Origin of the sequence: Aeromicrobium sp. A1-2 (assembly GCF_003443875.1) — a bacterium.
Taxonomy (GTDB): Bacteria; Actinomycetota; Actinomycetes; order Propionibacteriales; family Nocardioidaceae; genus Aeromicrobium.
Genome location: NZ_CP027482.1, coordinates 752825 through 778086 on the forward strand (window position 1 = coordinate 752825; position 25262 = coordinate 778086).

Annotated in this window: 26 protein-coding genes and 2 tRNA genes; 16 read left to right on the top strand and 12 right to left on the bottom strand. The window is 68.1% G+C overall.

Going from position 1 to position 25262, the window contains the following annotated elements; all coding sequences use genetic code 11:
* Positions 1 to 52 precede the first annotated feature (52 nt).
* The 7 genes from C6I20_RS03710 (at position 53) to C6I20_RS03740 (ending at position 8839) form a co-directional block, all read left to right on the top strand.
* A complete protein-coding gene (locus C6I20_RS03710; protein ID WP_118394731.1) occupies positions 53 to 820 on the top strand; it encodes an SDR family NAD(P)-dependent oxidoreductase in 768 nt (255 codons plus the stop codon).
* Between the two features lie 160 nt (positions 821 to 980).
* A complete protein-coding gene (locus C6I20_RS03715; protein WP_118394732.1) occupies positions 981 to 2501 on the top strand; it encodes a YfcC family protein in 1521 nt (506 codons plus the stop codon).
* Between the two features lie 67 nt (positions 2502 to 2568).
* The gene (locus C6I20_RS03720; RefSeq protein WP_118394733.1) at positions 2569 to 3798 is read left to right on the top strand and encodes an arginine deiminase; all 1230 of its coding nucleotides are present in this window, start codon (positions 2569 to 2571) and stop codon (positions 3796 to 3798) included.
* A gap of 35 nt (positions 3799 to 3833) precedes the next feature.
* The gene (argF, locus tag C6I20_RS03725) at positions 3834 to 4841 is read left to right on the top strand and encodes an ornithine carbamoyltransferase (protein ID WP_118394734.1); all 1008 of its coding nucleotides are present in this window, start codon (positions 3834 to 3836) and stop codon (positions 4839 to 4841) included.
* Between the two features lies 1 nt (position 4842).
* Positions 4843 to 5778, top strand: a complete 936-nt coding sequence (arcC, locus tag C6I20_RS03730; RefSeq protein ID WP_118394735.1) for a carbamate kinase — start codon at positions 4843 to 4845, stop codon at positions 5776 to 5778.
* A complete protein-coding gene (locus C6I20_RS03735) occupies positions 5775 to 8498 on the top strand; it encodes an HAD-IC family P-type ATPase (protein ID WP_216822984.1) in 2724 nt (907 codons plus the stop codon). The genes arcC and C6I20_RS03735 overlap by 4 nt, the downstream gene beginning before the upstream one ends.
* Complete coding sequence (locus C6I20_RS03740) at positions 8495 to 8839, top strand: cupin domain-containing protein (protein WP_254052239.1); 345 nt, start codon at positions 8495 to 8497, stop codon at positions 8837 to 8839. The genes C6I20_RS03735 and C6I20_RS03740 overlap by 4 nt, the downstream gene beginning before the upstream one ends.
* A gap of 42 nt (positions 8840 to 8881) precedes the next feature.
* On the opposite strand, the gene C6I20_RS03745 is transcribed toward C6I20_RS03740, so the two are convergent.
* The 5 genes from C6I20_RS03745 to C6I20_RS03765 all read right to left on the bottom strand — a co-directional run bounded on the left by C6I20_RS03745 (position 8882) and on the right by C6I20_RS03765 (position 12516).
* Positions 8882 to 9736 carry an NAD-dependent epimerase/dehydratase family protein gene (locus C6I20_RS03745; RefSeq protein ID WP_118394737.1) on the bottom strand — a complete coding sequence of 285 codons (855 nt, stop codon included), beginning with the start codon at positions 9734 to 9736 and terminating at the stop codon, positions 8882 to 8884.
* A 28-nt stretch (positions 9737 to 9764) separates the two neighbouring features.
* Positions 9765 to 10115: a TraR/DksA C4-type zinc finger protein gene (locus C6I20_RS03750; RefSeq protein ID WP_118394738.1), complete on the bottom strand. Its 351-nt coding sequence runs from the start codon at positions 10113 to 10115 to the stop codon at positions 9765 to 9767.
* A 62-nt stretch (positions 10116 to 10177) separates the two neighbouring features.
* Positions 10178 to 10250, bottom strand: a tRNA-Lys gene (locus tag C6I20_RS03755).
* Positions 10251 to 10276: 26 nt separating this feature from the next.
* On the bottom strand, positions 10277 to 11815 hold the full coding sequence (locus C6I20_RS03760) for an NAD(P)/FAD-dependent oxidoreductase (RefSeq protein WP_118394739.1): 1539 nt from the start codon (positions 11813 to 11815) through the stop codon (positions 10277 to 10279).
* A 26-nt stretch (positions 11816 to 11841) separates the two neighbouring features.
* Positions 11842 to 12516, bottom strand: a complete 675-nt coding sequence (locus C6I20_RS03765) for a DNA alkylation repair protein (RefSeq protein WP_118394740.1) — start codon at positions 12514 to 12516, stop codon at positions 11842 to 11844.
* Between the two features lie 73 nt (positions 12517 to 12589).
* Here C6I20_RS03765 and C6I20_RS03770 point away from each other — a divergent pair, with 73 nt between their 5' ends.
* On the top strand, positions 12590 to 13576 hold the full coding sequence (locus C6I20_RS03770; protein ID WP_118394741.1) for a pirin family protein: 987 nt from the start codon (positions 12590 to 12592) through the stop codon (positions 13574 to 13576).
* Between the two features lie 57 nt (positions 13577 to 13633).
* Here the strand turns inward: C6I20_RS03770 and C6I20_RS03775 are convergent, their stop codons facing one another.
* Positions 13634 to 14281: a histidine phosphatase family protein gene (locus tag C6I20_RS03775; RefSeq protein WP_118394742.1), complete on the bottom strand. Its 648-nt coding sequence runs from the start codon at positions 14279 to 14281 to the stop codon at positions 13634 to 13636.
* Positions 14282 to 14322: 41 nt separating this feature from the next.
* On the opposite strand from C6I20_RS03775, the gene glpK reads away from it, so the two are divergent.
* The 3 genes from glpK (at position 14323) to C6I20_RS03790 (ending at position 18424) form a co-directional block, all read left to right on the top strand.
* Complete coding sequence (glpK, locus tag C6I20_RS03780; RefSeq protein ID WP_118394743.1) at positions 14323 to 15849, top strand: glycerol kinase GlpK; 1527 nt, start codon at positions 14323 to 14325, stop codon at positions 15847 to 15849.
* A gap of 80 nt (positions 15850 to 15929) precedes the next feature.
* A complete protein-coding gene (locus C6I20_RS03785; protein ID WP_118394744.1) occupies positions 15930 to 17675 on the top strand; it encodes a glycerol-3-phosphate dehydrogenase/oxidase in 1746 nt (581 codons plus the stop codon).
* The gene (locus C6I20_RS03790; protein WP_118394745.1) at positions 17672 to 18424 is read left to right on the top strand and encodes a DUF4097 family beta strand repeat-containing protein; all 753 of its coding nucleotides are present in this window, start codon (positions 17672 to 17674) and stop codon (positions 18422 to 18424) included. The genes C6I20_RS03785 and C6I20_RS03790 overlap by 4 nt, the downstream gene beginning before the upstream one ends.
* Before the next feature lie 35 nt (positions 18425 to 18459).
* Here C6I20_RS03790 and C6I20_RS03795 read toward each other — a convergent pair.
* Positions 18460 to 18535, bottom strand: a tRNA-His gene (locus C6I20_RS03795).
* A gap of 61 nt (positions 18536 to 18596) precedes the next feature.
* A complete protein-coding gene (orn, locus tag C6I20_RS03800) occupies positions 18597 to 19208 on the bottom strand; it encodes an oligoribonuclease (protein ID WP_118394746.1) in 612 nt (203 codons plus the stop codon).
* 122 nt (positions 19209 to 19330) lie between these two features.
* On the opposite strand from orn, the gene C6I20_RS03805 reads away from it, so the two are divergent.
* Complete coding sequence (locus C6I20_RS03805) at positions 19331 to 20104, top strand: thioredoxin domain-containing protein (RefSeq protein ID WP_118394747.1); 774 nt, start codon at positions 19331 to 19333, stop codon at positions 20102 to 20104.
* Positions 20105 to 20125: 21 nt separating this feature from the next.
* Here the strand turns inward: C6I20_RS03805 and C6I20_RS03810 are convergent, their stop codons facing one another.
* The 4 genes from C6I20_RS03810 to C6I20_RS03825 are packed head-to-tail and all read right to left on the bottom strand — an operon-like array spanning position 20126 to position 21922.
* A complete protein-coding gene (locus C6I20_RS03810; protein WP_118394748.1) occupies positions 20126 to 20482 on the bottom strand; it encodes a CrcB family protein in 357 nt (118 codons plus the stop codon).
* The gene (locus tag C6I20_RS03815) at positions 20479 to 20859 is read right to left on the bottom strand and encodes a CrcB family protein (protein ID WP_118394749.1); all 381 of its coding nucleotides are present in this window, start codon (positions 20857 to 20859) and stop codon (positions 20479 to 20481) included. The genes C6I20_RS03810 and C6I20_RS03815 overlap by 4 nt, the downstream gene beginning before the upstream one ends.
* Positions 20856 to 21479, bottom strand: a complete 624-nt coding sequence (locus C6I20_RS03820; RefSeq protein WP_118394750.1) for a LysE/ArgO family amino acid transporter — start codon at positions 21477 to 21479, stop codon at positions 20856 to 20858. Before C6I20_RS03820 ends, C6I20_RS03815 begins: the two co-directional genes overlap by 4 nt.
* 50 nt (positions 21480 to 21529) lie before the next feature.
* Positions 21530 to 21922 carry a BlaI/MecI/CopY family transcriptional regulator gene (locus C6I20_RS03825; protein WP_118398567.1) on the bottom strand — a complete coding sequence of 131 codons (393 nt, stop codon included), beginning with the start codon at positions 21920 to 21922 and terminating at the stop codon, positions 21530 to 21532.
* A gap of 92 nt (positions 21923 to 22014) precedes the next feature.
* On the opposite strand from C6I20_RS03825, the gene C6I20_RS03830 reads away from it, so the two are divergent.
* From C6I20_RS03830 to C6I20_RS03845, 4 genes are all read left to right on the top strand, one after another.
* Positions 22015 to 22584 (top strand): hypothetical protein, encoded by a 570-nt coding sequence (locus C6I20_RS03830; RefSeq protein ID WP_162891095.1) that lies wholly within the window; start codon positions 22015 to 22017, stop codon positions 22582 to 22584.
* A gap of 107 nt (positions 22585 to 22691) precedes the next feature.
* A complete protein-coding gene (locus tag C6I20_RS03835; protein ID WP_162891096.1) occupies positions 22692 to 23219 on the top strand; it encodes a copper resistance CopC family protein in 528 nt (175 codons plus the stop codon).
* Positions 23220 to 23237: 18 nt separating this feature from the next.
* Positions 23238 to 23801: a copper chaperone PCu(A)C gene (locus tag C6I20_RS03840; RefSeq protein ID WP_118394753.1), complete on the top strand. Its 564-nt coding sequence runs from the start codon at positions 23238 to 23240 to the stop codon at positions 23799 to 23801.
* A complete protein-coding gene (locus C6I20_RS03845; RefSeq protein WP_118394754.1) occupies positions 23794 to 25023 on the top strand; it encodes a Dyp-type peroxidase in 1230 nt (409 codons plus the stop codon). Before C6I20_RS03840 ends, C6I20_RS03845 begins: the two co-directional genes overlap by 8 nt.
* Positions 25024 to 25262 lie beyond the last annotated feature (239 nt).

A 25262-nucleotide genomic window follows, 5' to 3' on the forward strand; every position in this document is an offset into this window, starting at 1 on the left:
AGCTCCTGACCTGCACGACCACCATCACCACTCATCCCTCGGAAGGGGAATCATGTCTTCAACCCAGCAGCGCACAGCGATCGTCACCGGGTCGGCCAAGGGCATCGGGCTCGCGGTCGCCACCGAGCTCACCGCGCGCGGATATCGGGTCGTGATCTCGGACATCGACGCCGAGGCATCGGACCGCGCGGCCGCCTCGCTCGAGGGCGCCATCAGCATTCCTTGCGACGTCCGCGACGAGGAGCAGGTCAAGGCGCTGGTCGACGGTGCCGTGGAACAGTTGGGCCGGCTCGACCTCATGGTCCCGAACGCAGGCGTGGCGATCGTCGCCCCGCTGCTCGAGACCGATCTCGCAGCGTGGCGAACCGTGACCTCGGTCAATCTGGACGGGGTCTTCCTCTGCCTTCGCTACGCCGCTCCGGCGATCATGGCCTCCGGCGGCGGCAACATGGTCGCGATTGCCTCGGTCACAGGTGTCAACGGCACTGCGCTGGTCGGCTCGTACGCGGCCGCCAAGGCGGCGGTGATCAACCTCAGCAAGACCCTCGCGGTTGAGCTGCGAGATCACGGCGTGCGGGTCAACGCAGTCCTGCCCGGCTTCATCGGGACCGACCTCGTGATGGACCGGGCCGCGGAGTTCGAGGGCTACCTCGGTCTGCCCGCTGGTGGTTTCGACGGTCTCATCGCGCAGAAGCAAGGTCGATACGGCACGCCCGAGGAGGTAGCCCGCGCGGTGGCATTCCTCGCCGATCCCGAGCAGGGCTGGGTCACGGGCACGGCACTGACCCTGGACGGGGGACTTTCCGGCAGCCTGCTCTAGCCGCTGGTCCGGATGGGCGGTGCGGTCCGTTCCGCCCATCCGGCTCTCCCGGTCAGGCCGCGGGACCACTGGCGTCGGTGACGGGACGTTGGGCCCTAACCGTTCGACTGCATCTCGCTGATCCTTGAGGCACCACCACCTGACCTCATCGGAGACCAGCATGTCGAGCACCACTCGCACCCCAGCGCCGGCAACGGGCAAGCCCGCGCGCGGGTTCCACTTCCCCAGCGCGTTCACCGTGCTGTTCGGGGTGACGATCGCCGTATGGCTGCTCGCGTTCGTCGTGCCGACCGGTGCGTACAAGCTCGACGACAACGGCGCCCCGATTCCGGGCTCGTACGGCGGAGTGGATGCCGGGCTGAGCTTCGGCGACCGGCTCATGCAGCTGTTCATGGCGCCGATCAACGGCCTCTACGGCGTCAAGGCGTCCGAGGGTGGATTCATCGGTCCCTATGAGACCGGCGAGCTGTTCGGTGCGGTCGGCGTCTTCATGTTCGTGCTCGCGATCGGCATCTTCATCACGATGTCGATGAAGACCGGCGCGATCGACGTCGGCATCGGCCGCGTGGCCAGGCGGTTCCAGTCACACGGCGTCGTGGTGATCGCCATCTTGATGGTGCTGTTCTCGCTGGGCGGCACGACCGAGGGCATGGCCGAGGAGACGCTCGGGTTCTACGCCCTGGTGATCCCGCTGATGCTCTCGCTGGGCTACGACCGGATGGTCGCCGCGGCCACGATCCTGGTCGGGGCCGGTGTCGGTGTGCTCGCCTCGACCGTGAACCCGTTCGCGACCGGAGTCGCATCGGACGCCGCCGGCATCTCGATCGGCAACGGCATCGGCTTCCGACTGCTGATGTACGTCGTGCTGGTCCCGCTGGGCGTGCTGTTCGTGCTGCGCTACGCCAGCAGGGTCAAGGCGGACCCGTCGCGGTCGCTCGTGGAGCCGAAGGATGGCGACACCGAGCTGGCCGCACTCGGCATCGGCGAGACTCCGGCACTGACGGCGAAGCACAAGAGCGTGCTGACGATCGTCGGGCTGACATTCGCCTTCATGATCTTCGCGATCGTCCCGTGGGCCCAGGTCATCAGCGGCCCCGATGCCGCAAGCTATGTCTGGCAGCTCGACTGGTACTTCCCGGAGCTCGCCGCCCTGTTCATCGTGATGGCCGTCGTGGTCGGCCTCATTGGCGGACTGGGGGAGAAGGGGCTCACCGACACCCTGGTCCACGGGGCCGGAGACTTCATCGGTGTGGGACTGATCATCGTCCTGGCCCGGGGGATCACCGTGATCATGAACAACTCGCAGATCACCGACACCGTCCTGCACTCGATGGAGGACGTCGTCAGCAACACCTCCGCCGGCGTGTTCGGTGTCCTGATGTTCCTCATCAACATCCCGCTGGCGTTCCTGGTGCCGTCGACATCTGGCCACGCGGCCCTGGCCATGCCGATCCTCGCGCCTCTCGCCGACTTCGCCGGGGTGTCCCGCGCGATGGTCATTACGGCCTTCCAGTCCGCCTCGGGCATCGTCAACCTGATCACCCCGACCTCGGCGGTAGTCATGGGCGGGCTGGCGCTCGCGAGGGTCCGCTACGACCAGTACCTGCGCTTCATGGCGCCATTCCTCCTGGTGCTCGTGGTCGTCTGCGGCGCCTTCATCGCGCTGGGATCCATGATCTAGTGCCGCCGCTGCGCCGAACCCGACACACCAACCATTCATCCAGCACCATCCCAAGGAGATTTTGACCATGACGTTCCATGTTGATTCCGAGGTCGGCGAGCTGCGCGAAGTGATCGTGCACCGTCCAGGCAGCGAGCTCTCCAGGCTCACCCCCGACAACGTCGACGAGCTGTTGTTCGACGACGTGATGTGGGCCGAGCGGGCTCGCGAGGAGCATGACGGCTTCGTCGCCCAGCTCCGCGGACGAGGCACGAAGGTGCACTACTTCGCCGAGCTGCTCGCCACCGCGATCGACCAGCCGGGGGCCCGCGAGTTCCTCCAGGACCAGCTCACGACGGCCACGCGTTTCGGCCCGGCGCTTGACGCTCCGCTGGACTTCCTGGTCAACGAGACCCCGGCCGCTGAGCTCGCCGACATGATGATCGGCGGTGTGCTGAAGCGGGAGATCGCTCCCCGGCTCAAGGTGTCGAGCCTGCTGATGGAGTATCTCGACGACGAGGACTTCCTCCTGACGCCGCTCCCGAACCACCTGTTCCAGCGCGACAACTCCGCCTGGATGTACGGCGGCGTCTCGGTCAACCCGATGTCGAAGCCGGCCCGCAAGCGGGAGACCATCAACTCCCAGGTCATGTACAACTTCCACCCGATGTTCACGGGCGCCGACTTCACCTTCCTCTACGGCAACGATGCGTTGATCCACGAGCCGGCGACGATCGAGGGCGGCGACATCACGGTGATCGGCAACGGCGCCGTCATGATCGGCATGGGGGAGCGCACCAGCCCCCAGGGTGTTGAGATGCTGGCCCGCCGACTGTTCGAGACCGAGACCGCGTCGAAGATCATCGTCGTGGAACTTCCGAAGACCCGCGCCTTCATGCACCTGGACACCGCGATGACGATGATCGACAAGGACGCGTTCTGCGTCTATCCCTACCTACCGGACAACCTGCGGTCGTTCACGCTGACACCGGACGGGGCCGCGGGTCACTATCGCGTCGCGGAGAACGCCGAGCTCTTCGCGTCGGTCGCCGAGGCCATCGAGGTCGACAAGCTCCGGGTGCTTCGTGTGCCGACCACACCGATGGCCGCAGCGCGTGAGCAGTGGGACGACGGCAACAACTTCCTGGCGGTGTCGCCGGGCGTGATCATGGGCTACGAACGCAACACGACGACCAACGCGTACCTCACCGAGAACGGCATCGAGGTCATCCCGGTCGTGGGCTCGGAGCTCGGTCGCGGACGTGGCGGCCCCCGCTGCATGACCTGCCCGATCGTTCGCGAAGGAGTCAACGCATGACATCTCAGGATGGCGCCCCGAACAGCCCCCGGCCGATGACCGACCTGCAGCTCGGCGGCAAGAGCTTCACCAAGGAGCTCGACGTGACCGTGGAGCAGTGGCACGGTCTGCTCGACCTCGCCGCTGCGCTCAAGGCGGAGCGTCGATCCGGTCACGAGCGGTCAAGGCTGCGGGACAAGAACCTCGCCCTGATCTTCGCCAAGTCGTCGACCCGCACACGCTGCGCGTTCGAGGTCGCCGCACACGAGCAGGGCGCCCATGTGACCTACCTGGATCCGTCCGGGTCGCAGATGGGGCACAAGGAGTCGGTCAAGGACACGGGTCGGGTGCTGGGTCGGATGTTCGACGGCATCGAGTACCGCGGGTTCTCGCAGGCCAGCGTCGAGGAGCTCGCGACCTCCAGCGGCGTTCCGGTCTGGAACGGGCTGACCGACGAGTGGCACCCGACGCAGTCGCTGTGCGACATGTTGACGATGCTCGAGCACACCGACAAGCCAGCCGACCAGATCTGCTTCGCGTACGTGGGCGATGCCCACAACAACACGGCCAACTCGCTGCTCGTCGCCGGAGCCATGATGGGCATGGACGTCCGCATGGTCTCGCCGACCGAGCTGCGCAACCCGGATCACGTCGCTGACATCGCGACCGGCATCGCTTCGACCACCGGGGCAAGGATCCTGCAGACCAGTGACACCGCCCAGGGTGTGGCCGGGGCCGACTACGTGTACACCGACGTGTGGTTGTCGATGGGTGAGCCGGAAGCGGCGTGGGACGAGCGCATCGCGCTGCTGTCGGACTACCAGGTCAACGCCGAGCTGTTGGCGATGACGGGCAACCCCGACGTCAAGTTCATGCACTGCCTCCCCGCGTTCCACGATCGCAAGACCGAGGTGGGCGACCACATCTTCCAGCGCACGGGTCGTACCTGCCTGGAGGTGACCGACGAGGTGTTCGAGTCCGAGCACTCGATCGTGTTCGACCAGGCGGAGAACCGGATGCACACCATCAAGGCGGTCCTCGTGGCCACGCTCGAGACCCGCTGACGTGCTGGTCGTCGTCGCGCTGGGAGGCAACGCGATCCTGCGACGTGGACAACCCATGTCGGTGGAGAACCAGCGCGTCTCGATCGCCGAGGCCTGCGTCCCGTTGGCCCAGATCGCCGCGGACCACGACCTGGTCGTGTCCCATGGCAACGGGCCACAGGTCGGGCTGCTGGCGCTCCAGGCTGCTTCCTACGAGGAGATCAGCGAGTACCCGTTCGACGTCCTCGGCGCGCAGACCGAGGGGATGCTGGGATACATGATCGAGCAGGAGCTGGGCAACAGGCTGGGCAACGACAGGGCGATCGCCACGCTGGTCACCCGTACCGTCGTCGACCCCACCGATCCTGCGTTTGACGACCCGACCAAGTTCGTCGGCCCGGTCTACACCGCGGATGAAGCCCAGGCGATGGCGGAGCGACATGGCTGGGTCATGAAGCCCGATGGTGCTGACGTGAGACGAGTCGTCCCTTCGCCCACGCCGCTGCGGATCGTGGAGACCAAGCCGATCCAGTGGATTCTCGACAACAAGGGCGTGGTGATCTGCGCCGGCGGCGGTGGCGTGCCGACAACTCGAGACCCCGTGACCGATCTCATCGTGGGGGTCGAGGCCGTGATCGACAAGGATCTGGCCAGCGCAGTCCTGGCGCGAGACCTCGGCGCGGACCTGCTCGTGATCGCGACCGACGTCGACGGCGTCTACGTCGACTGGAACGGACCTGACCAGCGACTCATCGCCGGCGCACATCCGGATGCGCTGAACCCGGACGACTTCCCGGCGGGTTCGATGGGGCCGAAGGTCCGGGCGGCCGCACAATTCGCCAGGGAGACCCAAGGTACTGCGGTGATCGGCTCGCTGCGCGACATCGACAAGATGTTCGCCGGCACCGCGGGGACGACACTCAGTGCAGCGCGCTCGGGCGTCGAGTATCGGCCGTGACGACGGTGGACCGGCCGCCCGCCACGTGGCATGACCTCGAGATCGGCGAGGCTCTGGAGGCCCTCTCGGCGCAACGCGGCGGTCTGACGGCCGAGGATGCCGAGCGGCGGATGAAGGTGTACGGGCCCAACACCATCGAGCATGACGACGGGCCGCCGTGGTGGAGGGTCCTGGCCCGCCAGTTCACCAGCCCGTTGATCTATGCCTTGATCGCATCGGCCGGCGTGGCCTTCGCGTTCGGCGAGGTTGTCAATGGCGCCGTCGTCCTCGCCGTCGTCCTCCTGAACTCCGCGATCGGATTCGTCCAGGAGTTCCGCGCAGGACAGGCCATCAGCGCGCTGGCCGAGATGGTCGCCACACCCGCGAACGCGCTGCGGAGTGGCGAATGGACCGCAGTCGCATCCGAACGACTCGTTCCGGGCGATGTCGTCGAGATGGCACCGGGTGGCCGGGTGGTGGCTGATCTCCGCCTGATCGAGGACCACGGCCTGCGCGCCGACGAGTCCGCTCTGACGGGCGAGTCGGTGCCGGTCGACAAGTCAGCCCGCAGCGTCCCGACCGAGACCGTGCTCGCCGAGCGTTCGTCGGTCCTGCACGCCGGCACGATCGTCAGCAGCGGGACGGGTCAGGGCCTGGTCGTGGAGACCGGCGGCAGCACCGAGCTGGGTCGTATCTCCGGTCTGCTGAGCAGCGCCGAGCGCACGGCGACACCCCTGACCCGCTCGATCGCCCTGCTCGGCTCCCGGGTCACCCGGATCATCGCCGCGGTCACCGTCGTGCTGCTCGCCGTCGCGCTGGCGAGGGGCTATCCGCTTGCCGACGCGGCACTCGCCGCCATCACGCTGGCTGTGGCCGCGATCCCTGAGGGCCTGCCGGCGATCGTGACGATCGCGCTCGCGATCGGCGTGCGTCGGATGGCCCGGCAACGCGCGATCGTCCGGGAGCTCCCCGCCGTCGAGACACTGGGTGCCACCAGCGTCATCTGCACCGACAAGACCGGGACGCTCACGCGCAACGAGATGGTCGTGCGCCGTGCGTGGACACCCGACGGTGAGGTGAGCTTCGAGGGCCAGGGCTACGCCGCGGAGGGCCGGGTCGTGCGGGACGGTGAAGAGGTCATGCAGGTTCCCGACTCGGTCGAGCGGCTTCTTGTGGCGGCGGTGCTCGCCAACGAGAGTCGTCTGACCGGTGATGCCGCGGCACGTCAGGTCGTCGGAGACCCGACGGATGCTGCGCTCCTGGCAGCGGCCGACCGGGCCGGGCTGTCTCGCAGTGCGTTGGCCGAGCGACCGCGTGTCGACCTGCTGCCCTTCGACGCCGATCGTCGCTACATGGCGGGGGTGTTCGAGACACCAGATGAGATAGCCGAACCCATGACGTATGTGAAGGGCGCACCGGAAGTTGTCCTCGAGCACTTCCCGGACCTCATGACGGCTCCGGCTCGCGAGGCGCTCGAGCGCTACGCGGGTGAGGGGATGCGTGTGCTGGCGTTCGCGCGCTACCGGGGAGTGCTGATGGCGGCGGCATCGTGGCCGGACACGCTGGAGCTGCTGGGACTTGTCGCGATGATCGATCCGCCGCGGGACGGTGTGGCCGAGAGCATCGCCGAATGTCATCGCGCCGGCATCGCGGTCAAGATGATCACGGGTGACCATCCGGGCACTGCGACGGCCATCGGTCGCGAGCTCGGCATCGTGGGTGAGCTGCCGGCCCTGACCGGCCCGGAGATCGCAGAGCTTGACGATGACGCGCTGCTCGCGCGGGTCGGCCGTACGGCTGTCTTCGCTCGCGTCGCCCCGGAGCACAAGCTCCGCCTCGTGCGGGCGCTGCAGGCCAACGGCGCAATCGTGGCCATGACGGGGGACGGCGTCAACGATGCGCCGGCCCTGCGCCAGGCCGATGTCGGCGTCGCGATGGGCATCACCGGTACGGCGGCCGCGAAGGAGGCCGCGGACATCGTCCTCGCGGACGACAACTTCGCGACGATCCGATCGGCGATCTCAGAAGGTCGCCGCGTCTACGACAACCTGGTCAAGGCCCTGGCCTTCGCGCTCCCGACCAACGTCGGCGAGGGCCTCGTGATCCTGGTCGCAGTGCTGGTGTTCCCGGTGGTTGGTGGGCAGCCGATCCTGCCCATCGAGCCCGTGCAGATCCTCTGGATCAACCTGATCGCCACAGTCTCGCTGGCGCTGCCCCTGGCCTTTGAGGCCAGGGAGGCGGGACTCATGTCACGCGGCCCGCGTGACCCGCACGAGCCGCTGCTGTCACGCTTCGTGCTGGTGCGCACCGCCTACGTCGGCATCCTGATGTGTGCGATCGCCGTCGCGACGTTCGTGATCTCGCTCGACGCGTCGGGGGAGCCGCTGACGGGTGGGCAGACACCGAGCGACGGCGCCCTGGCCGAGGCGCAGACGCTTGCCGTCACCGCACTGATGTTCTTCCAGGTCTTCTACCTGCTCATGTGCCGCACTCTGAAGCAGCCGATCAGGTCGATCGGATTCTTCTCCAACCACTACGTGTTCTTCGGCGTCGGCGCGGTCATCGTGCTGCAGGCCGCGTTCGTGCACGTCCCCGTCATGCAACAGGTCTTCAGCTCGAGCGGCCTCAACCTGACCCAATGGATGGTTGCGGCGCTCGCCGGTGCCGTGGTCGTGCCCGTCGTGGGGTTGGAGAAACTGGTGCGTAGACGCAGAACTCATCAACCGAAAGGATCATCATGAACATCTCCTTGACCGCGCTGGCGCGCGAGCAGCTCGAGATCGCGACATCTGCGGCGAGCGGCCGCAGTGCGCACTCGGTGCGCGGAGGACACGAGCACACCCTCCACCAGACCATGATCGCGCTGGCGGCCGGCCATTCCCTGGGCGAGCACGCGAACCCCGGCGAGGCCACGGTTCATGTCCTGCAGGGCCGGGTGCGACTCGTTGCGGGTGATGACTCATGGGGAGGCGCCGCTGGGCACCTGATCGAGGTGCCGGACTCCCGCCACTCCCTCGAGGCGATCGAGGACTCCGTCGTGCTCCTCACGACGGTCAGCACGCGGGCCCCATCGACGGACTGAGTCGCCAGCGCTCCGCAGCCGGGAGCTCGATGACCGGCCGGTTCAGGCCGCTGCGGGGTAGCCCTCGCGCAGCGCCTCGACGAGGCTCTGGCGGCTCGGCTCCCAGCCGAGCTCGGTCTTGGCGCGTGCGCCGCTGGCCTGCTGGTCGAGCAGCAGCGCCTCGCCGAACCCGCCGAGTCGCTCGAGGGTCGCCTCGCGGCTCTCTGGCACGACCGCGCCGACCAGCGCCTCGCCGAGCTCACGCACCGTGGGGTTCTGTCCACTGGCGCCGACGTAGGCCCGTCCGCCGGGTGCCTTCTCGAGCGCCCGGACGTACAGGTTGGCCAGGTCATCGACGTGGACCGAGGTCCAGTGCTGGTCGCCACTGCCGATCAGCGCGACCCGGTTGCCGTCGACCGCGTCGCGGAGCATCGCGGGGATGCCCTTGCCGTGACCATAGACGATGCCGGGTTGGACGACCGAGGCCCTGACGTCGGAGTCGAGCAGGCGCTGCTCGCCGGCGGTACGCCACTGCGTCAGCGCGGGGGAGTCGAGCTCGTCACCCTCACTGATCGAGGCGTTGCTGCCGTAGATCCAGATGCCCCCGGTGTGCACGAAGGGCTTGGTCGTGCCGCCGAACGCGGCCAACGCCGCATCGATCACGGCATCGTTGAGAGCAATGTCCCGGTCGTCACTGCCGGCTGCGGTGTGGATCGCGCCATCGTGCTGACGGAGCTCCGAGGCGAGCCACTCCGCGTCGAACAGGTCGCCGATGATGCCTGTGGCGCCTGCGTCCTGGACTGCGAGCGACGACTTCTGGTTGCGGACTATCGCCGTGACGTGGTGTCCCGCGTCGACCAGGTGGTCGAGCACGGCTGAGCCGATGAAGCCGGTTCCCCCGGTGAGCAAGATCTTCATACCAGGGTCAACGGGGTGCTCGGGTGGCCTATTCCTGTCTCGTCGTGTGCGTGACGCACGTCCGGGCGGTGGGGCGCGCATCGAGTCGAGCCTCTGGGATCTGGGTCCCGCAGATCTCACACGTCCCGTACGTCCCGGCGTCGATCCGCAGGTGAGCGGCGGCGATCTCGGCCAGGCGGTGCCGGGCCTGCTCGATCATTGCCGACACCTGCGATCGCTCGAAGGCGATCGTCGCCCCCTCGGGGTCGTGCTCGTCGTCGGCGTTCGAGTCGGCCGAGGCTTCGATGATCCCGGTGAAGTCGCGGGTCAGGGCGGCGAGCAGATCCTGTGCGGACGCCCGCTCCAGGTCGAGTCGGGCGATGGCGCGAGCAGTCTCCACGGGCGCCCTCCGTTCGCGAAAAAAGCGAAGACCCCGTTCGGCGAGGAACGGGGCCTTCACAGTGCGGCATCAGGGACTCGAACCCCGAACCCGCTGATTAAGAGTCAGCTGCTCTGCCAATTGAGCTAATGCCGCGAAGCGAGGGAAACGTTATCAGCCACTCACGGTCGTTCCATAATCGGGAGTGCCTCGAGGATCGCGTGGGCCGCATTGTGCCCTGCGATGCCGCTGACTGCGCCACCGCGACGAGCGCCGCTGCCACACATCAGCACCCTGCGGTGGCCCGTCGAGACGCCCCAACGCTCCGCCGCGTCGTGCGGCCGCTCGCCCTCCTCGAGCCACGGCCACTGGAGGTCGCCGTGGAAGATGTGGCCGCCGGGCATGCCGAGTGACTCCTCGATCTGAGCCGGGGTGCGGTGCTCGACGCCGAGGATCAGCGGCTCGATCGGCTCGGCGAGGTGCTCGTCGAGCGCCGCGAGGAACTGCGCGTACGCCTGCTCCGCCGCGATCTCGTCCGGGAGCACGTCGTACGGGGTGTGCAGCCCGAAGTACGTCAGGGTCTGCGCCGGCGTGTCCGCCAGGCCCGGGCCGAGGATCGACCGGTCGGTCAGGGTGTGGCAGTAGAGCTCGCCGGCTGCCCGGTCGGGCAGGGCGCCCGCAGCGGCCTGCGCCCATGCCGTCTCCAGCTCGCTCATCGCTTCGCCGAGGTGGAGCGTGCCGGCGAACGCGATCGCCGGGTCGATGCCTGACCTCAGTCGCGGCAGGCGGGAGACGAGCAGGTTGATCTTGAACTGTGAGCCCGACGGCTTGGGCGGAGCAGGGTCGCCGAGCAGTCGCGCCAGGACGTACGGCGCCACACCGCTGAGCACCCAGTCCGTCTCGATCACGAACCCGTCGCCGCAGACCGTCGCATCGGTGTCGCGGGCATCGATGCCGTCGACCTCGCAGTTGGTGCGGATCTGGACGCCGGCCTCGCGTGCGACCCGCTCGAGCTCACCCGTGACCGCGCCCATGCCGCCGACCGGCACGCGCCACTCGCCGGTCCCGTTGCCGATCAGGTGGTAGAGGAAGCAACGGTTCTGGATCAGGGTGGGATCGTGCAGCGAGGCAAAGGTGCCGATCAGCGCGTCGGTGCTCACGACCCCACGGACCAGGTCGTGGGTGAATCGGCGCTCGATCGCGGTGCCCAGGGGCTCGTCGATCAGATCGGTCCAGATCGCCATCTCGACCTGGTCGCGCAGCTCGCCGATGTGGGGGAGTGGGCTCAGGAGGGTGGGGGCTATTGCCGCGGCGACCGTCGCGACCTCGGCGTAGAACCGGCGCCACGCCACGAGCTCGGTGTCCGAACCGGTCAGCACACGGAACGACTCCTCGGTCGCGGCACCCTCCGCGGTCTCGATCAGCAGACCGCCTCCGTCGTAGGGCGAGTACGACGCGGTGTCTCGTGATCGGAGCTCAAGTTCGAGCCCGAGGCGCGTGATGAGCTCCTCCGGCATCAGGCTCACGAGATAGGAATAGCGCGAGAGATGGGCATCGAGGCCGTCGAATACCGGTGCGCTGATCGCGGCGCCACCAACATGCGGGAGTCGCTCGAGGATCGTCACGGTGAGTCCGTTGCGGGCGAGGTACGTCGCGGCGACCAGGGCGTTGTGGCCACCCCCGACGATGACGACGTCCCGCTTCTCGGTTGCTGCGTCCATGCCCTCAGCGTAGGACTGATCGGCGGTCAGAGGTGCTTGAGCGCTTCACGTCTGGACACTCCGCTCAGGTCCGGGTGGCTCGCGACGAAGGCGCGGACCCAGTCCGGATCGGACCCGGCGTGGTCGCGCAACGCCCAGCCGATCGCCTTGCGGATGAAGAACTCCCGGTCCGCGATGTTGGACTCGACGGCGTCGGACAGCACAGCGGGGTCGAGGCGTTCCTTGCGTCGCAGCTGGCCGAGGATCGCGAGCCGGCGCAACCACAGATCATCGGCAGTGCTCCAGGAACGCACGACGGCCGCGGTCTGCTCCGGATGCGCGTCGTGCAGTGCTGCAATGCGCCGTGCGAGGTCGTCGACGTGGTCCCACCAGGCGCCTGTCGTGGCGAGGTGCTCGTACAGCGGCACGAGCTCGAGCCGGCCCGTCGCGATCTTCAGCCGCAGCAGGCTGGCCGCGGCGTAGCGCTCCTCCCGGAACGCGGCCCCGTCCCACAACCTCCGGACCGCGGTCTCGAGCTCGGCGAGCGTGTGCGGTGGGTGCGCCTTCGCGGCTGCCCCGGCGATCGAGCGGATCTCGGCCATCGGCACGCCTCGGTAGGGCATCGCGGACTTCGTGTACGCCTGCATGCGGGGTGCGCGCTCAGGATCTGCCGCGCTCTGCAGCGCCTCGCGGATCGCGGAGACGAGAGGAGCGACAGCCATGTCGGCAGCGTACGGGAATGGTTGACAGTCATTGAATGTTAAACTATCTTGAAGACCTACCGAGGAGAACCTGATGCCTGCTGTGAATGTTGCCGACTGGACCGTGCTGCCCCGCGTGATCGCGGCGCCGACGCAGACCGAGGACCGCGCGCCGGTGAGCGTCACCACCGCGCCGAAGGGCTTCGAGGGCGAAGGCTTCCCGGTTCGCCGGGCGTTCGCCGGAGTCGACCCGAGCAAGCTTGACCCGTTCATCCACATGGATCAGATGGGCGAGGTCGAGTACGAGCCCGGCGAGCCCAAGGGCACACCGTGGCACCCGCACCGTGGTTTCGAGACCGTGACCTACATGGTCGACGGCGTCATGGACCATCAGGACACCCACGGTGGCGGTGGCTCGATCACCGACGGCGACACGCAGTGGATGACCGCCGGCAGCGGCCTGCTGCACATCGAGACGCCGCCGGAATGGCTCGTCGTCAAGGGCGGCACGTTCCACGGCCTGCAGCTGTGGGTCAATCTGCCGAAGGCCGACAAGTGGCTCCCGCCGCACTACCAGGACATTCGCGGCACCGACGTCGGCCTGGCGTCGACCCCCGACGCCGGCGCTCTCCTGCGGGTCATCGCCGGCGAGGTCGACGGCGTGAAGGGTCCGGGCTCGACGCACACGCCGATGGCGATGGTGCATGCGACGGTCCTCCCGGGAGCCGAGATGACGGTGCCGTGGCGTGCCGACTTCAACGCGTTGGTCTACGTCATGAGCGGCTCCGGCCACGTCGGCCGTGAGCGGCGTCCGATCAGCTCGGGCCAGCTGGCGGTGCTCGGACACGGGGAGACGATCACGGTCGGCGCTGACCAACGCCAGGACAGCAAGCACTCAGCCCTGGAGGTCGTCGTGCTCGGCGGCCTGCCGATCCGCGAGCCGATCGCGTGGGCCGGACCATTTGTCATGAACACCAAGGCCGAGGTCATGCAGGCGTTCGAAGACTTCCAGAAGGGGCGGCTCGGCACGATCCCGACCGTCCCGCACAGCGACGTCCACGGCGAGATGCTGCAGGACTGACCGGAGCAGCCCCTGACCGCCGCGGCGGTCAGGGGCTCGCCGCGTCCGTCGGTACTGCTACCTGTCGAAGGGGCCGGAGGCAATGCCCATCGCCGCCGCCTCGGCGATGCTCTGGCCGAGCCAGGAACGGACCTCCCAGCCGGCTTCGGAGGATCCCTCGACGACCACGATCCCGGTGTTGACGACATGACGGTGCATGACGAACTCGAGGTCGACGTTGTTTGTACGGGCCGCGCACCACGCGCGGATCACGGCGCCGTGGCTCACGAAGGCGACACTCTCGACGCCCAGCGACTCCGCCTCGCCGACCACGCCGTCGAACCGGGAGATGACCTCGTGACCACTCTCTGCGCCGGGCATTCGTACGTGGAGGTCACCCCCGCACCACGACAGGAGCGTGCGGAGATACTGGGCGACCGAGGCATCGTCGGTGTTGCCCTCCACGTCACCCGCGGCGATCTCCCGGATGCCGTCCCGCTCGAGTGGCGCAAGCGCGCGATCGGAGACCAGCGGGGCAGCGGTGAGGTGCGTCCGGACCATTGACGAGACGAACAGCGCGTCGATCTTGTGGTCTGCGAGCGCCGGGACGAGCTCGATCGCCTGCTCGTGGCCGAGCGGGGTGAGCCCGGGTCCAGGGACGGTCGACTCAAGCACCCCCTCGACGTTGGCCGGAGTCTGACCATGGCGTACGAGGATCAAGCGCATGTGCTGAGCCTAGGCCGAGTGACCTCGCTAGGCTCTCGCGCATGGCTACGGATGCACAGGCGCGGTATGTCGGCGCGATCGACCAGGGAACCACCAGCACTCGATTCATGATCTTCGACCACGACGGTCACGAGGTGGCCCGCCACCAGCTCGAGCACGAGCAGATCCTGCCCTGCGCCGGATGGGTCGAGCACGACCCACACGAGATCTGGGAGGCGACGCAGGACGTCATCGAGGCAGCCCTGGGGCGCGCCGGCATCGCTGCCGACGGCCTGGTCGCGGTCGGCATCACCAACCAGAGGGAGACAACGGTCGTGTGGGACCGCCGCACGGGCGAGCCGTACTACAACGCGATCGTGTGGCAGGACACCCGCACCGACAAGATCGCCAGCGCGCTGGAACGAGACGGCCACGGAGACCTGATCCGCGAACGCGCGGGTCTGCCGCCCGCGCCGTACTTCTCGGGCGGCAAGATCCAGTGGATCCTGGAGAACGTCGAGGGAGTCCGTGCCGATGCCGAGGCGGGGCACGCGATCTTCGGCAACACCGACAGCTGGATCATGTGGTGGCTCACCGGCGGACCAGACGGCGGACTGCACCTGACCGATGTCACGAACGCCAGCCGCACGATGCTGATGGGCCTGGAATCACTGCAGTGGGACGACGAGCTGCTGGCACTGTTCGACATCCCACGCTCGATGCTTCCGGAGATCCGTTCGTCGTCCGAGGTGTACGGCCACACCCGCGAGGATGGTCCGTTCGGAGGCGAGGTCGCGATCGCCGGAGATCTGGGTGATCAGCACGCCGCGCTGGTCGGGCAGGTGTGCTTCGAGCCCGGCGAGCTCAAGAACACCTACGGCACCGGTAACTTCCTCGTGCTCAACACCGGCACCGAGATCGTCCGGTCGACCAACGGTCTGCTGACGACACTCGCGTACAAGCTCGGAGACGCACCAGCGGTCTACGCGCTCGAGGGTTCGATCGCGGTGACCGGCTCGGCGATCCAGTGGCTGCGGGACCAGCTCGGGATCATCAAGGCGGCCGCGGACTCCGAGAGCCTGGCCGGCAGTGTCGAGGACAACGGGGGCGTCTACTTCGTGCCCGCGTTCTCGGGTCTGTTCGCCCCGTACTGGCGCTCGGATGCGCGGGGGGTCATCGTCGGGCTCTCCCGGTTCAACACGGTCGCGCACGTCTCGCGGGCCGCTCTCGAGGCCATCTGCTATCAGAGCCGAGACGTCGTCGATGCGATGATCGCCGACGCCTGCCTCGACCTAAAGACTCTGCGGGTCGACGGGGGAGTCACGAGCAACGAGTTGTGCATGCAGATCCAGGCTGATGTCCTCGGCGTCGCGGTGAGCCGCCCGGTCGTGGCCGAGACGACGGCTCTCGGTGCCGCTTACGCGGCGGGCCTGGCCGTGGGGTTCTGGGCGAGCACCGACGAGCTGACTGCCAATTGGCACGAGTCGCGGAGGTGGGAGTCGACGTCGACGCTTGAGGAGCGCGAGGCCGGTCACCGGCAGTGGAAGAAGGCTGTCGACCGCACCCTCGACTGGGTCGAGACCGACTGAGCAGTGCGGCTGGGACACGCTGCGGCGTTCGGCGGCCGCACGCGTCCGCGACCAGTTGGTGCACCTGATTGACTGGGGGCATGAGATCGGTAGCCCTGTCACCCGAAAACCGTCAAGCCGCTCTCGATGCGATGGCACAGACGCCGTTGGACGTGCTGGTCATCGGCGGAGGAGTTGTGGGCGCAGGCTCCGCGCTCGATGCGGCGACCCGCGGACTGTCTGTGGGCCTGGTCGAGGCGCGCGACTTCGCGTCCGGTACGTCGAGCCGTTCCAGCAAGCTCATGCACGGTGGCCTGCGCTACCTGGAGATGCTGGATTTCCGGCTCGTCGCCGAGGCGCTCAGGGAGCGCGGACTGAACCTGCGCAAGCTGGCACCCCACCTCGTGCACGAAGTCGGTTTCCTCTATCCGCTGACGCACCGCGTGTGGGAGCGCTTCTACGCCGGCTCCGGCGTCGCGCTGTACGACGCGATGAGCAAGGCTTCCGGATACGGCCAGGGCGTACCGCTGCACCGTCACCTGACCCGGCGTGGGGCGCGTCGGATGATGCCGGCGCTCAAGAAGGACGCACTGGTCGGCGCGCTGCACTACTACGACGCGCAGGTCGACGATGCCCGGCACACGATGTTCCTGTCGCGCACCGCCGCGGCGTATGGAGCCCACGTCGCCAGCCGCACACGTGTCGTGGGCCTGCTCCGCGAGGGCGACCGAGTCACGGGGGCCAAGGTCAAGGACCTGGAGTCCGGCCGCGAGTTCGACATCCGGGCAAGGCAGGTCATCAACTCGACAGGAGTCTGGACCGACGAGACGCAGGGCATGACCTCCGAGCGCGGGCAGTTCCACGTCCGCGCGAGCAAGGGCGTGCACCTCGTGGTGCCGCGCGACCGCATCCGCGGGGAGTCCGGCCTGATCCTGCGCACCGAGAAGTCGGTGCTGTTCGTGATCCCGTGGGGGCGTCACTGGATCATCGGCACGACCGACACCGACTGGTCGCTCTCCAAGGACCACCCCGCGGCCAGTCGCAGCGACATCGACTACCTGCTCGACCACGTCAACACGGTGCTTATCGATCCCCTGACCCACGAGGATGTCGAAGGCGTCTACGCCGGCCTGCGGCCGTTGCTCGCCGGCGAGGACGAGGCGACCAGCAAGCTCTCACGCGAGCACGCGGTCGGCACGAGCGTCAAGGGGCTCGTCGTGATCGCGGGCGGCAAGTACACGACGTACCGGGTCATGGCCAAGGACGCCGTCGACGCTGCGGTGCACGGGATGTCGACGCACCTGGGCCGCACGGTCCCTCCCTCGTGCACCGAGGACGTCCCCCTGCTGGGTGCCGACGGCTACGAGGCGGTCTGGAACCAGCGGCAGATGCTGGCCGAGTCCAGTGGTCTGGGCGTGGGTCGGATCGAGCACCTGTTGCACCGGTACGGCTCGCTGACCCAGGAGCTGCTCGACCTGATCGCCGAGCGGCCGGATCTGGGCAATGCGCTCTCCGGCGCGGACGACTACCTGCGCGCCGAGATCACCTACGCCGCGTCGCACGAGGGTGCCAGGCACCTGGACGACGCGATCGCGCGACGCACGCGCATCTCGATCGAGACCTTCGATCGCGGCACCGACGTCGCCGAGGAGGTCGCCGGGCTGATGGGTGGCGTGCTCGGCTGGAGCGAGGCCCAGCGGGCCAACGAGGTCGACCACTACCTCAAGCGGGTCGAGGCCGAACGGGAGAGCCAGACGATGCCTGACGACGAGACCGCCGACGCGGCCCGCAAGGGCGCCGTCGACGTCGTCCCGGTCTCGACCCTGTCGGCGCAGACTGCCCCATGACGCACGAGGAGACGATCGCTGACTATGACGTGCGCTCACCGGCCTCGCGCACGCTCCTGACCGTGATCGGCACGCTGCTGACGGTCGGGCTGCTGGCGGGGCTGGTGCTGGGCGCGTCATTGCTCAAACGTGAGAGCCGCATCTCGACCAGCGTGGTCGAGCTCGACGGCTCCGCCCAGGTCGTGATCAATGCCGGATCTGCCGATGTCACCCTCGTCGAGGGAGAGGAAGACCTCGTCAAGATCCGTGCCCGCATCACCTCGGGCCTCCGTAAAACCGACTTTGCGCTGGGCCGGCGCGGCGATGAGATCAAGATCGCGTCCGGATGCCAGACGTGGCTGTCCCCGGGCTGCGGGGTGTCAGCCACCCTCGAGATTCCCAAGGGCATGCCGGTCGTGGTCAGGACGACCTCGGGCGATGTGGTCGCGGACGGTCTGACCGAGGGTGTTCTCACCGTGACGTCGGACAGCGGTGACATCGTGGCGTCCAAGCTGGAGGTCGACGAGTTCTCGGCGGCGACCGGGGACGGAGACATCCGGGCGTCGTTCTCGACGCAGCCCTTCGGATTCAAGGCCACGACGGTCGCTGGAGACATCTGGGCGACCGTGCCGACCGGCAAACGGACCTACGTCGTCACGACAAGTTCCAAGTCCGGGAAGGTGTCCAATGCGCTGCAGTCGGACGCAGAAGGCGCTGGATTCGTCCGGGTCAGGTCCGACAGCGGGGACATCGATCTCGGGAGCGAATGACAAGACCCCCGCTCCTTGCGGAACGGGGGTCTTGTTGGGGTGGATGACGGGACTTGAACCCGCGACCACCGGCACCACAAGCCGGTGCTCTACCAACTGAGCTACACCCACCACGCGTGTCGAGCATGCGCCCGACACGGCGTCGGTAAGTCTAACGCAACCTGATGACGACTCAGACCGCGCCCTTCAACGAACCGGACACCTCGGCCGCGATGGCCTTCGCGGTGTCGGTGTCGATGCCCGGTTCGGGGGTGAAGACGGTGCGCCGGTAGTAGCGCAGTTCTTCGATGCTCTCCTGGATGTCGACCAGCGCACGGTGGTGACCGGCCTTGACCGGTGCCGCGAAGTAGGCCCGTGGAAACCACTGGCGGGCCAGTTCCTTGATCGACGAGACGTCGATCACGCGATAGTGCAACCAGCCCTCGAGCTCGGTCATGTCGCGGGCGAGAAAGGCTCGGTCGGTGCCGATCGTGTTGCCGGCCATCGGTGCCTTGCCCGGCTCTGGGACGAACTGGCGGACGTAGTCCAGCACCTGCTCCTCCGCGTCGCGCAGGCTCAGGCCGGCTTCGAGCTCGGTCAGCAGCCCTGAGCTCGTGTGCATGTTGCGCACGAAGTCGTTCATCTGCTCGAGCGCCGCCTCCGGGGGCCGCACGATCAAGTCGATCCCCTCGCCGAGCACATTGAGGTCGTAGTCGGTCACCAAGGCGGCCACCTCGACCAACGCGTCGTTGGCCAGGGAGAGCCCGGTCATCTCACAATCGATCCACACCAGCTTGTCATTCACGCGCTGAACCTTACTGCGCCTCTCGGACGAGGCGGCTCGCGCGGGCAGATAGGGTCACATGGAACCTTCGGCGAGCGAGCCGCGTTGGTCCAGATGGTGACCGCCCGAACCAGGAGTACTCAGTGAGCAACGAACGTCAGCAGCGCGCCGCCCGTGCCGAGCAGATGCGCAAGCAACGGGAGAAGTCCGACCGCAAGCAGCGCAACGTCATCACGATCGCCATCGTGGTCGTCGTGGTTGCGCTCACGGCACTCGGTGGCTACGCGATCAAGTCCGCCAGCGACGACAACGCCAAGGTCGAGGACGTCATCAAGCCGGCGAACGCGACCAAGGATTTCGGCATCGTCTATGACGCTGCCGCGGCCGGTGGCAGCGCGGAGGCCGACAGCAAGCCCGTGTCGGTCGAGATCTACGAGGACTTCCAGTGCCCCGCATGCCTCCAGTTCGAGCAGCAGAGCGGCGCGTTCCTCAAGCAGCAGGTCGCCAGTGGCGCCATCACGATTACCTACCGTCCGTTCTCGTTCCTCGACGAGCTCGGTGGCAGCCCCAACGACTACTCGAAGCGTTCGACCAACGCAGCGTTGTGCGTGCTCGACCAGGGTGGCGTCGCGGACTACCAGAAGGCGCACGACTACCTGTACTCCAACCAGCCGCAGGAGGGGACCGCCGGGCCGGAGAACGCGGCCCTCGTCACGGCCATGGAGGGTCTGGGATTTACCGGGCTCGACTCCTGCATCAAGACCGAGAAGTTCGTGCCGTGGGTCAAGGCAGCCAAGGACAAGGGCTCGGATGACGGAGTCGGCAGCACCCCGACCGTGAAGGTGGCCGGCAAGGTCGTCGAATCACCGACGCCCGCCAGCCTGCAGCAGGCTGTCGAAGCGGCCCAGAAGGGCTGACGTGGGCTCAGCCGGCCAGGCTCACAGCGCGCTTCCGAGTGCGTAGCCGCACGACGCCGCCGCGATGCTCAGCACGAGCATCGCGGCGGCGTTGACTGCGGCTGCGCCGTACCGACGGTCCAGCGCGAGGTGCACGGTCTCGACACTGGCGGTGCTGAACGTCGTGTAGCCGCCGAGGAATCCGGTGCCGATGATGGTGTGCCACAGGTCTCCGGTGCCGAGGCCGACGACGAGACCCAGCAGCAGCGAACCACTGATGTTGATCAGGTGCGTCGACCACGGCAGCCTCTTCGACGCGCGCGGGCGCACCCAGGCATCGAGCGAGTAGCGGGCGCCGGCACCCAGCCCACCGGCCAGGGCCATCATCAGCGGCGTCATCGGACGACCGCCCGGGCAGTCACGATGCCCAGGAGCGCGGCCAGCAGGCCCGCCACGACCGTGCCGACGGCGTAGGCCAGGCCGAGCGCGACGTGATCGCCGCGTAGCAGGGTGTCGGTCTCGACCGCGAGGGCGCTGTACGTCGTGAACCCGCCGAGCAGTCCGGTGCCCAGCAGCAGTCGCAGTCGGTTGGCCCGGGCGCTGTGGTCGTGCACGATGAGGACTGCGAGCAGGGCACCCAGGGCGAACGACCCCACGACGTTGACCACGAAGGTGGCCAGCGGGAACAGCCGGTCGGCGTCCAGGGCCTCCGCGATCCCAAATCGGCCCAGGGTGCCGACGGCGCCGCCGACGGCGACCAGGGCGAAGGACTTCACCGGTCCATTAGACCGTGCAGCAGGCTGGCGGCGATCGCCGCCATGACGACGGCGATGAGTCCGTCGAGGATGCGCCAGGCGTTCGGACGGGCGAACAGTGGGCGGAGCAGTCGCGCACCGAAGCCCAGCGCAGCGAACCAGATGACCGACCCCAGCACCGCGCCGGCGCCGAACCACCAGCGGTCCTCGCCGTGCGTACCGGCGACGGAGCCGAGGAGCAGGACCGTGTCGAGGTAGACGTGCGGGTTGAGCCAGGTCAGGGCGACGGCAGTCGTGACGACCGGCCACAGCGGCGTCGACTCGGCGGGGGACTCGTCGATCACGGAGGGCCGCACGGCCCGTCGAGCAGCGAGCCCCGCGTACGTCAGCAGGAAGGCAGCACCCCCGATGCGCATCGTGTCCAGCAGCCACGGTGCGAGCTGCAGCAGACTCCCGATGCCTGCGACGCCCAGGGCGATCAGGAGGGCGTCCGACACCATGCAGACCAGCACCACGACAAGGACGTGCTGCCGCAGGAGTCCCTGCCGCAGGACGAAGGCGTTCTGCGCACCGATCGCGATGATCAGGGACAGCCCGAAGCCCAGGCCCGCGAGGGCGGTGACGAGGGCGGCGTGATCCATCCCCCCATCCAAGTGCACCGCCGCACCATCCCGCACATACACCTGGCGGGTCAGGGACCCGTCAGTGGTTGGCTGTGGCCATCGGGGGAGATGGCGCGGCGCAGGAGCTCGATGTCTTCGGCCCCCAGATGGCCCGCGAACCGCATGAGTGCCGCCCGGCGGTCGCCAGCCCCGGTCAAATGTTGCAGCATGGCCAGTCCGGTGTGCTCGGCCTCGGTCCTGGTGGCCGCGAACCGGATCCCTCTCGCGTCGACACCGGCGCGCTCGACGTCGCCCTTGCCGCGCAGACGATCCAGTGCCGTGAGCACCGTGGTGTGGGCGGGTAGCTGGCCGGGGAGGGCCTGTTGGATCTCCTTGGCGGTCAGCGGGCGCTCACCACCCCACAGAGTCCGGAGAACCTGGGCCTCCAACTCGCCGTGCGCGCGCCTGCCTGTTTCGGTCATCGGGATCCTCGTCTGATGCCGCCGGTCCATGTCTTCTACGCAATGTAGTACCCCATGCCGGTCAGCAGGAAGCCGATCGGTAGATTGACGTGGTGACCAGTGTGGCTCGTACGTCCCGGACGTCGCTGACGTCGGGGCACGTGCGCGCGATCAGAGCGGCTGTTGTTGCTGTGCTGACCGTGACGGTCGCTGCCGGGTGTCATGTTGCCGGTGGCGGCACGACCCCTTCGTGGGTCATGGCTGGCCTCATGCTCGCTGCGGGCACTCCGCTCAGCTGGAAGATCAGCGCCCATCGGTGGTCGGTCCGTGAACTCTTCGCGATGTTCCTGCTGGCGCAGGCTGCAGTGCACCTGCTGAGCATGTCGTCCCTGAACGGCGAGCACGGGATGGGCGGCATGGGGGTGTCGACCGCCATGGTCTCGGCGCACCTGCTCGGTGGCGCGGGTCTGGTGGTGTCGATCCGCTGGGGCGAACGCGTCCTGTGGTCGCTGGTCGACGTCCTGGCCCTGCGGCCGATGGCGCTCCTCCTCGCGGGCGCGCCGGTCCTCCAGGCGCGGGCTGTCGTCGCGGTGTCCGTCGCCTCACCCCGCCATATGACGTCGTGGCACGTGGCGCCGAGCCGAGCCCCACCCGGCGTCGCCGCGCGCATGGTCACCCTCTGAGCCGATCGGTTCCGTAGGCTCCTGCGCACGGCTCCGACCCCGGCCATCGCACCCATCCGGTGCGCCGTCCGTCCACTTCGGTGGACGTCGTCGAGGAGTACCTCACCATGCGCGTGTCCCGTCCGGGACGGGCGATCATGGCTTGCGCGTCACTGCTGGCTGCCTGCTTCATGTGGGCATCGCCGGCTAGCGCGCACAGCTCTCTGGTCCGCTCGAGTCCCGCAGAAGGCGCGGTGCTGCCCACAGCGCCACGCAGCATCACCCTGGAGTTCAACGAGAAGGTCTCGAAGATCGCCCCGGCCATCGTCCTGCGCAACGACGCCGAGGCGGTCATCAGCAGTCGTCCACCGACGGTCGGTCGGACCACGATCAGCTCGACGGTTCCCACAGGGCTGCCCGACGGTAGCTACTCCATCGTCTGGCGGGTCGTGTCGGATGACGGGCACCCGATTCAGGGCGTGATCCGGTTCGTGATCGGGCATGCGTCTGATCCGGTCGATGCGAACGAGGTCGATGCACCCGAGAACTCGACGAGCCGCAGCTGGACCTGGCTGCCCGTCGCGGCAGCTGTTCTCGCTGCCCTGATCGGCGCCGCGCTCGTGCTGCGCCGCTACAACACCAACCACACCCCTTGAACTGAACTGGAGAATTTCATGAACATGCGAACCGCTCGTCCCACCTCGACCCGACGTCTCACGTCCCTCACCGCTGCCGCGGTCGCGGTGGTTGCGTCCCTCGGACTGACTGCATGTGGCAGCAGCGGTGCGGACGTCGCCACCCAGGCGTCCGGAATCGTCATCGAGGACCCCTGGGTCAAGGAGGCCGACTCAGGCATGACGGCAGCCTTCGGCGTGCTGCGCAACGACTCGGACACCGAGGCCGTCGTCGTCTCGGCGACCAGCCCCTCGACGTCGTCGATGGAGCTCCACGAAATGGCCCCCCACGACGACGGCGACATGGTCATGCGGGCCAAGAAGGGTGGTGTGACGATCCCCGCCGGCGGAACCCACACGCTCGATCCGGGCGCTGATCACCTGATGCTCATGGACGTCACGAAGCCGATCAAGGCCGGTGACACGGTCACGGTCACGCTGACGTTCGCGGACAAGTCGACGATGAAGTTCACCGCGCCTGCCCGGACGTTCGCGGGCGCGAATGAGGACTATCAGGGCGACGACAAGTCCGGGACGGACATGAGCGAGATGGGTGATGAGTGACGGCGGCGGCGCCCCACCGCCGCGGCTGAACAGACGCCAACTGCTGCGTACAGGCGCCGTCGCCGCGGGCGGGGTCGCCCTCGGCGTCGCTGCGCGTGAGGCGACGGTTGCCGAGGCGGCATCCCCGGCCGCTCCGGCGATCGTGCCCTTCCGCGGAGTGCACCAGGCCGGGGTGGCCACCTCCCCGCAGGCGTACGCGGCGTTCGTCGCGTACGACCTGCGCGGAGGGGTGGACCGCGAGGCGCTGGTGCGGCTCATGCGGATCTGGACCGATGACATCGAGCGTCTGAGCCAGGGGCGACCAGGACTGTCGGACACCGAGCCCGAGCTGGCTCTGGCGAAGGCCAGGCTGACGGTGACCCTGGGACTTGGACCGGGGGTGTTCGACGCGGCGCGACTGCCGGATCGCAAGCCGTCGTGGCTCGCGCCGCTGCCGGCATTCGGCATCGATCGCCTCGAGGAGCAGTGGTCCGGCGGCGACCTGCTGCTCCAGGTCTGCGCGGACGACGAGCTGACGGTCTCGCACGCGGTGCGGGTGCTGACCAAGGAGGCACGGACCTTCACCTCCGTGCGATGGGTGCAGCGAGGATTTCGTCAGTCGTCGCCCACCGCGGGTGCGGGAGGCTCGACCCGCAACCTGATGGGGCAGGTCGACGGCACCCGCAACCCCGACGCGGACACCGAGTCGAGTCTGTTCTGGATCGGCGATCGCTCACAGCAGTGGTTCGGACCCCAGCCGAGCTGGCTGACTGGCGGGACCTCGCTGGTCGTGCGTCGTATCGCGATGGAACTCGACACGTGGGACGAACTCGATCGCACGGGCCGTGAGCAGGCCGTCGGACGCCGCCTCGACAACGGTGCACCCCTGACCGGCATGCGGGAGAAGGACGAGCCGGACCTGGAGGCGCTCAACGACCTGGGGCTGGAAGTCATCGAGCCGTTCGCGCACATCCGGCGAGCGCGGTCCGACGATCCTCGCGAGCGTTTCCTGCGGCGTCCGTACAACTACGACGAGGCGCCGCCGAAGGGGCAGCTCAGCAGCTCAGGCCTGGTCTTCGCGACCTATCAGGCCGACGTGGACAAGCAGTACGTGCCCATCCAACGGCGGCTCGACGAGCTCGACCTGCTCAACAAGTGGACGACCCCGATCGGGTCCGCGGTGTTCGCCGTCCCACCGGGTTGTCAGCGGGGCGAGTTCCTTGCCCAGTCGCTGCTGGGTTGAGCGCAGGCCCCGCCGCCTCGCACGTCGTGCGCGCCCGGCAGGACTCCGTCGGGCGCTGGGCGCCCTCCTCCCCGAATCCTGAACGACGGGATTCGCGAGCGGACCTCACGTTTCGTTGGCGCGCCCGGCAGGACTCCGTCGGGCGCTGGGCGCCCTCCTCCCCGAATCCTGAACGACGGGATTCGCCAGCGGACCTCACGTTTCGTTGGCGCGCCCGGCAGGACTCCGTCGGGCGCTGG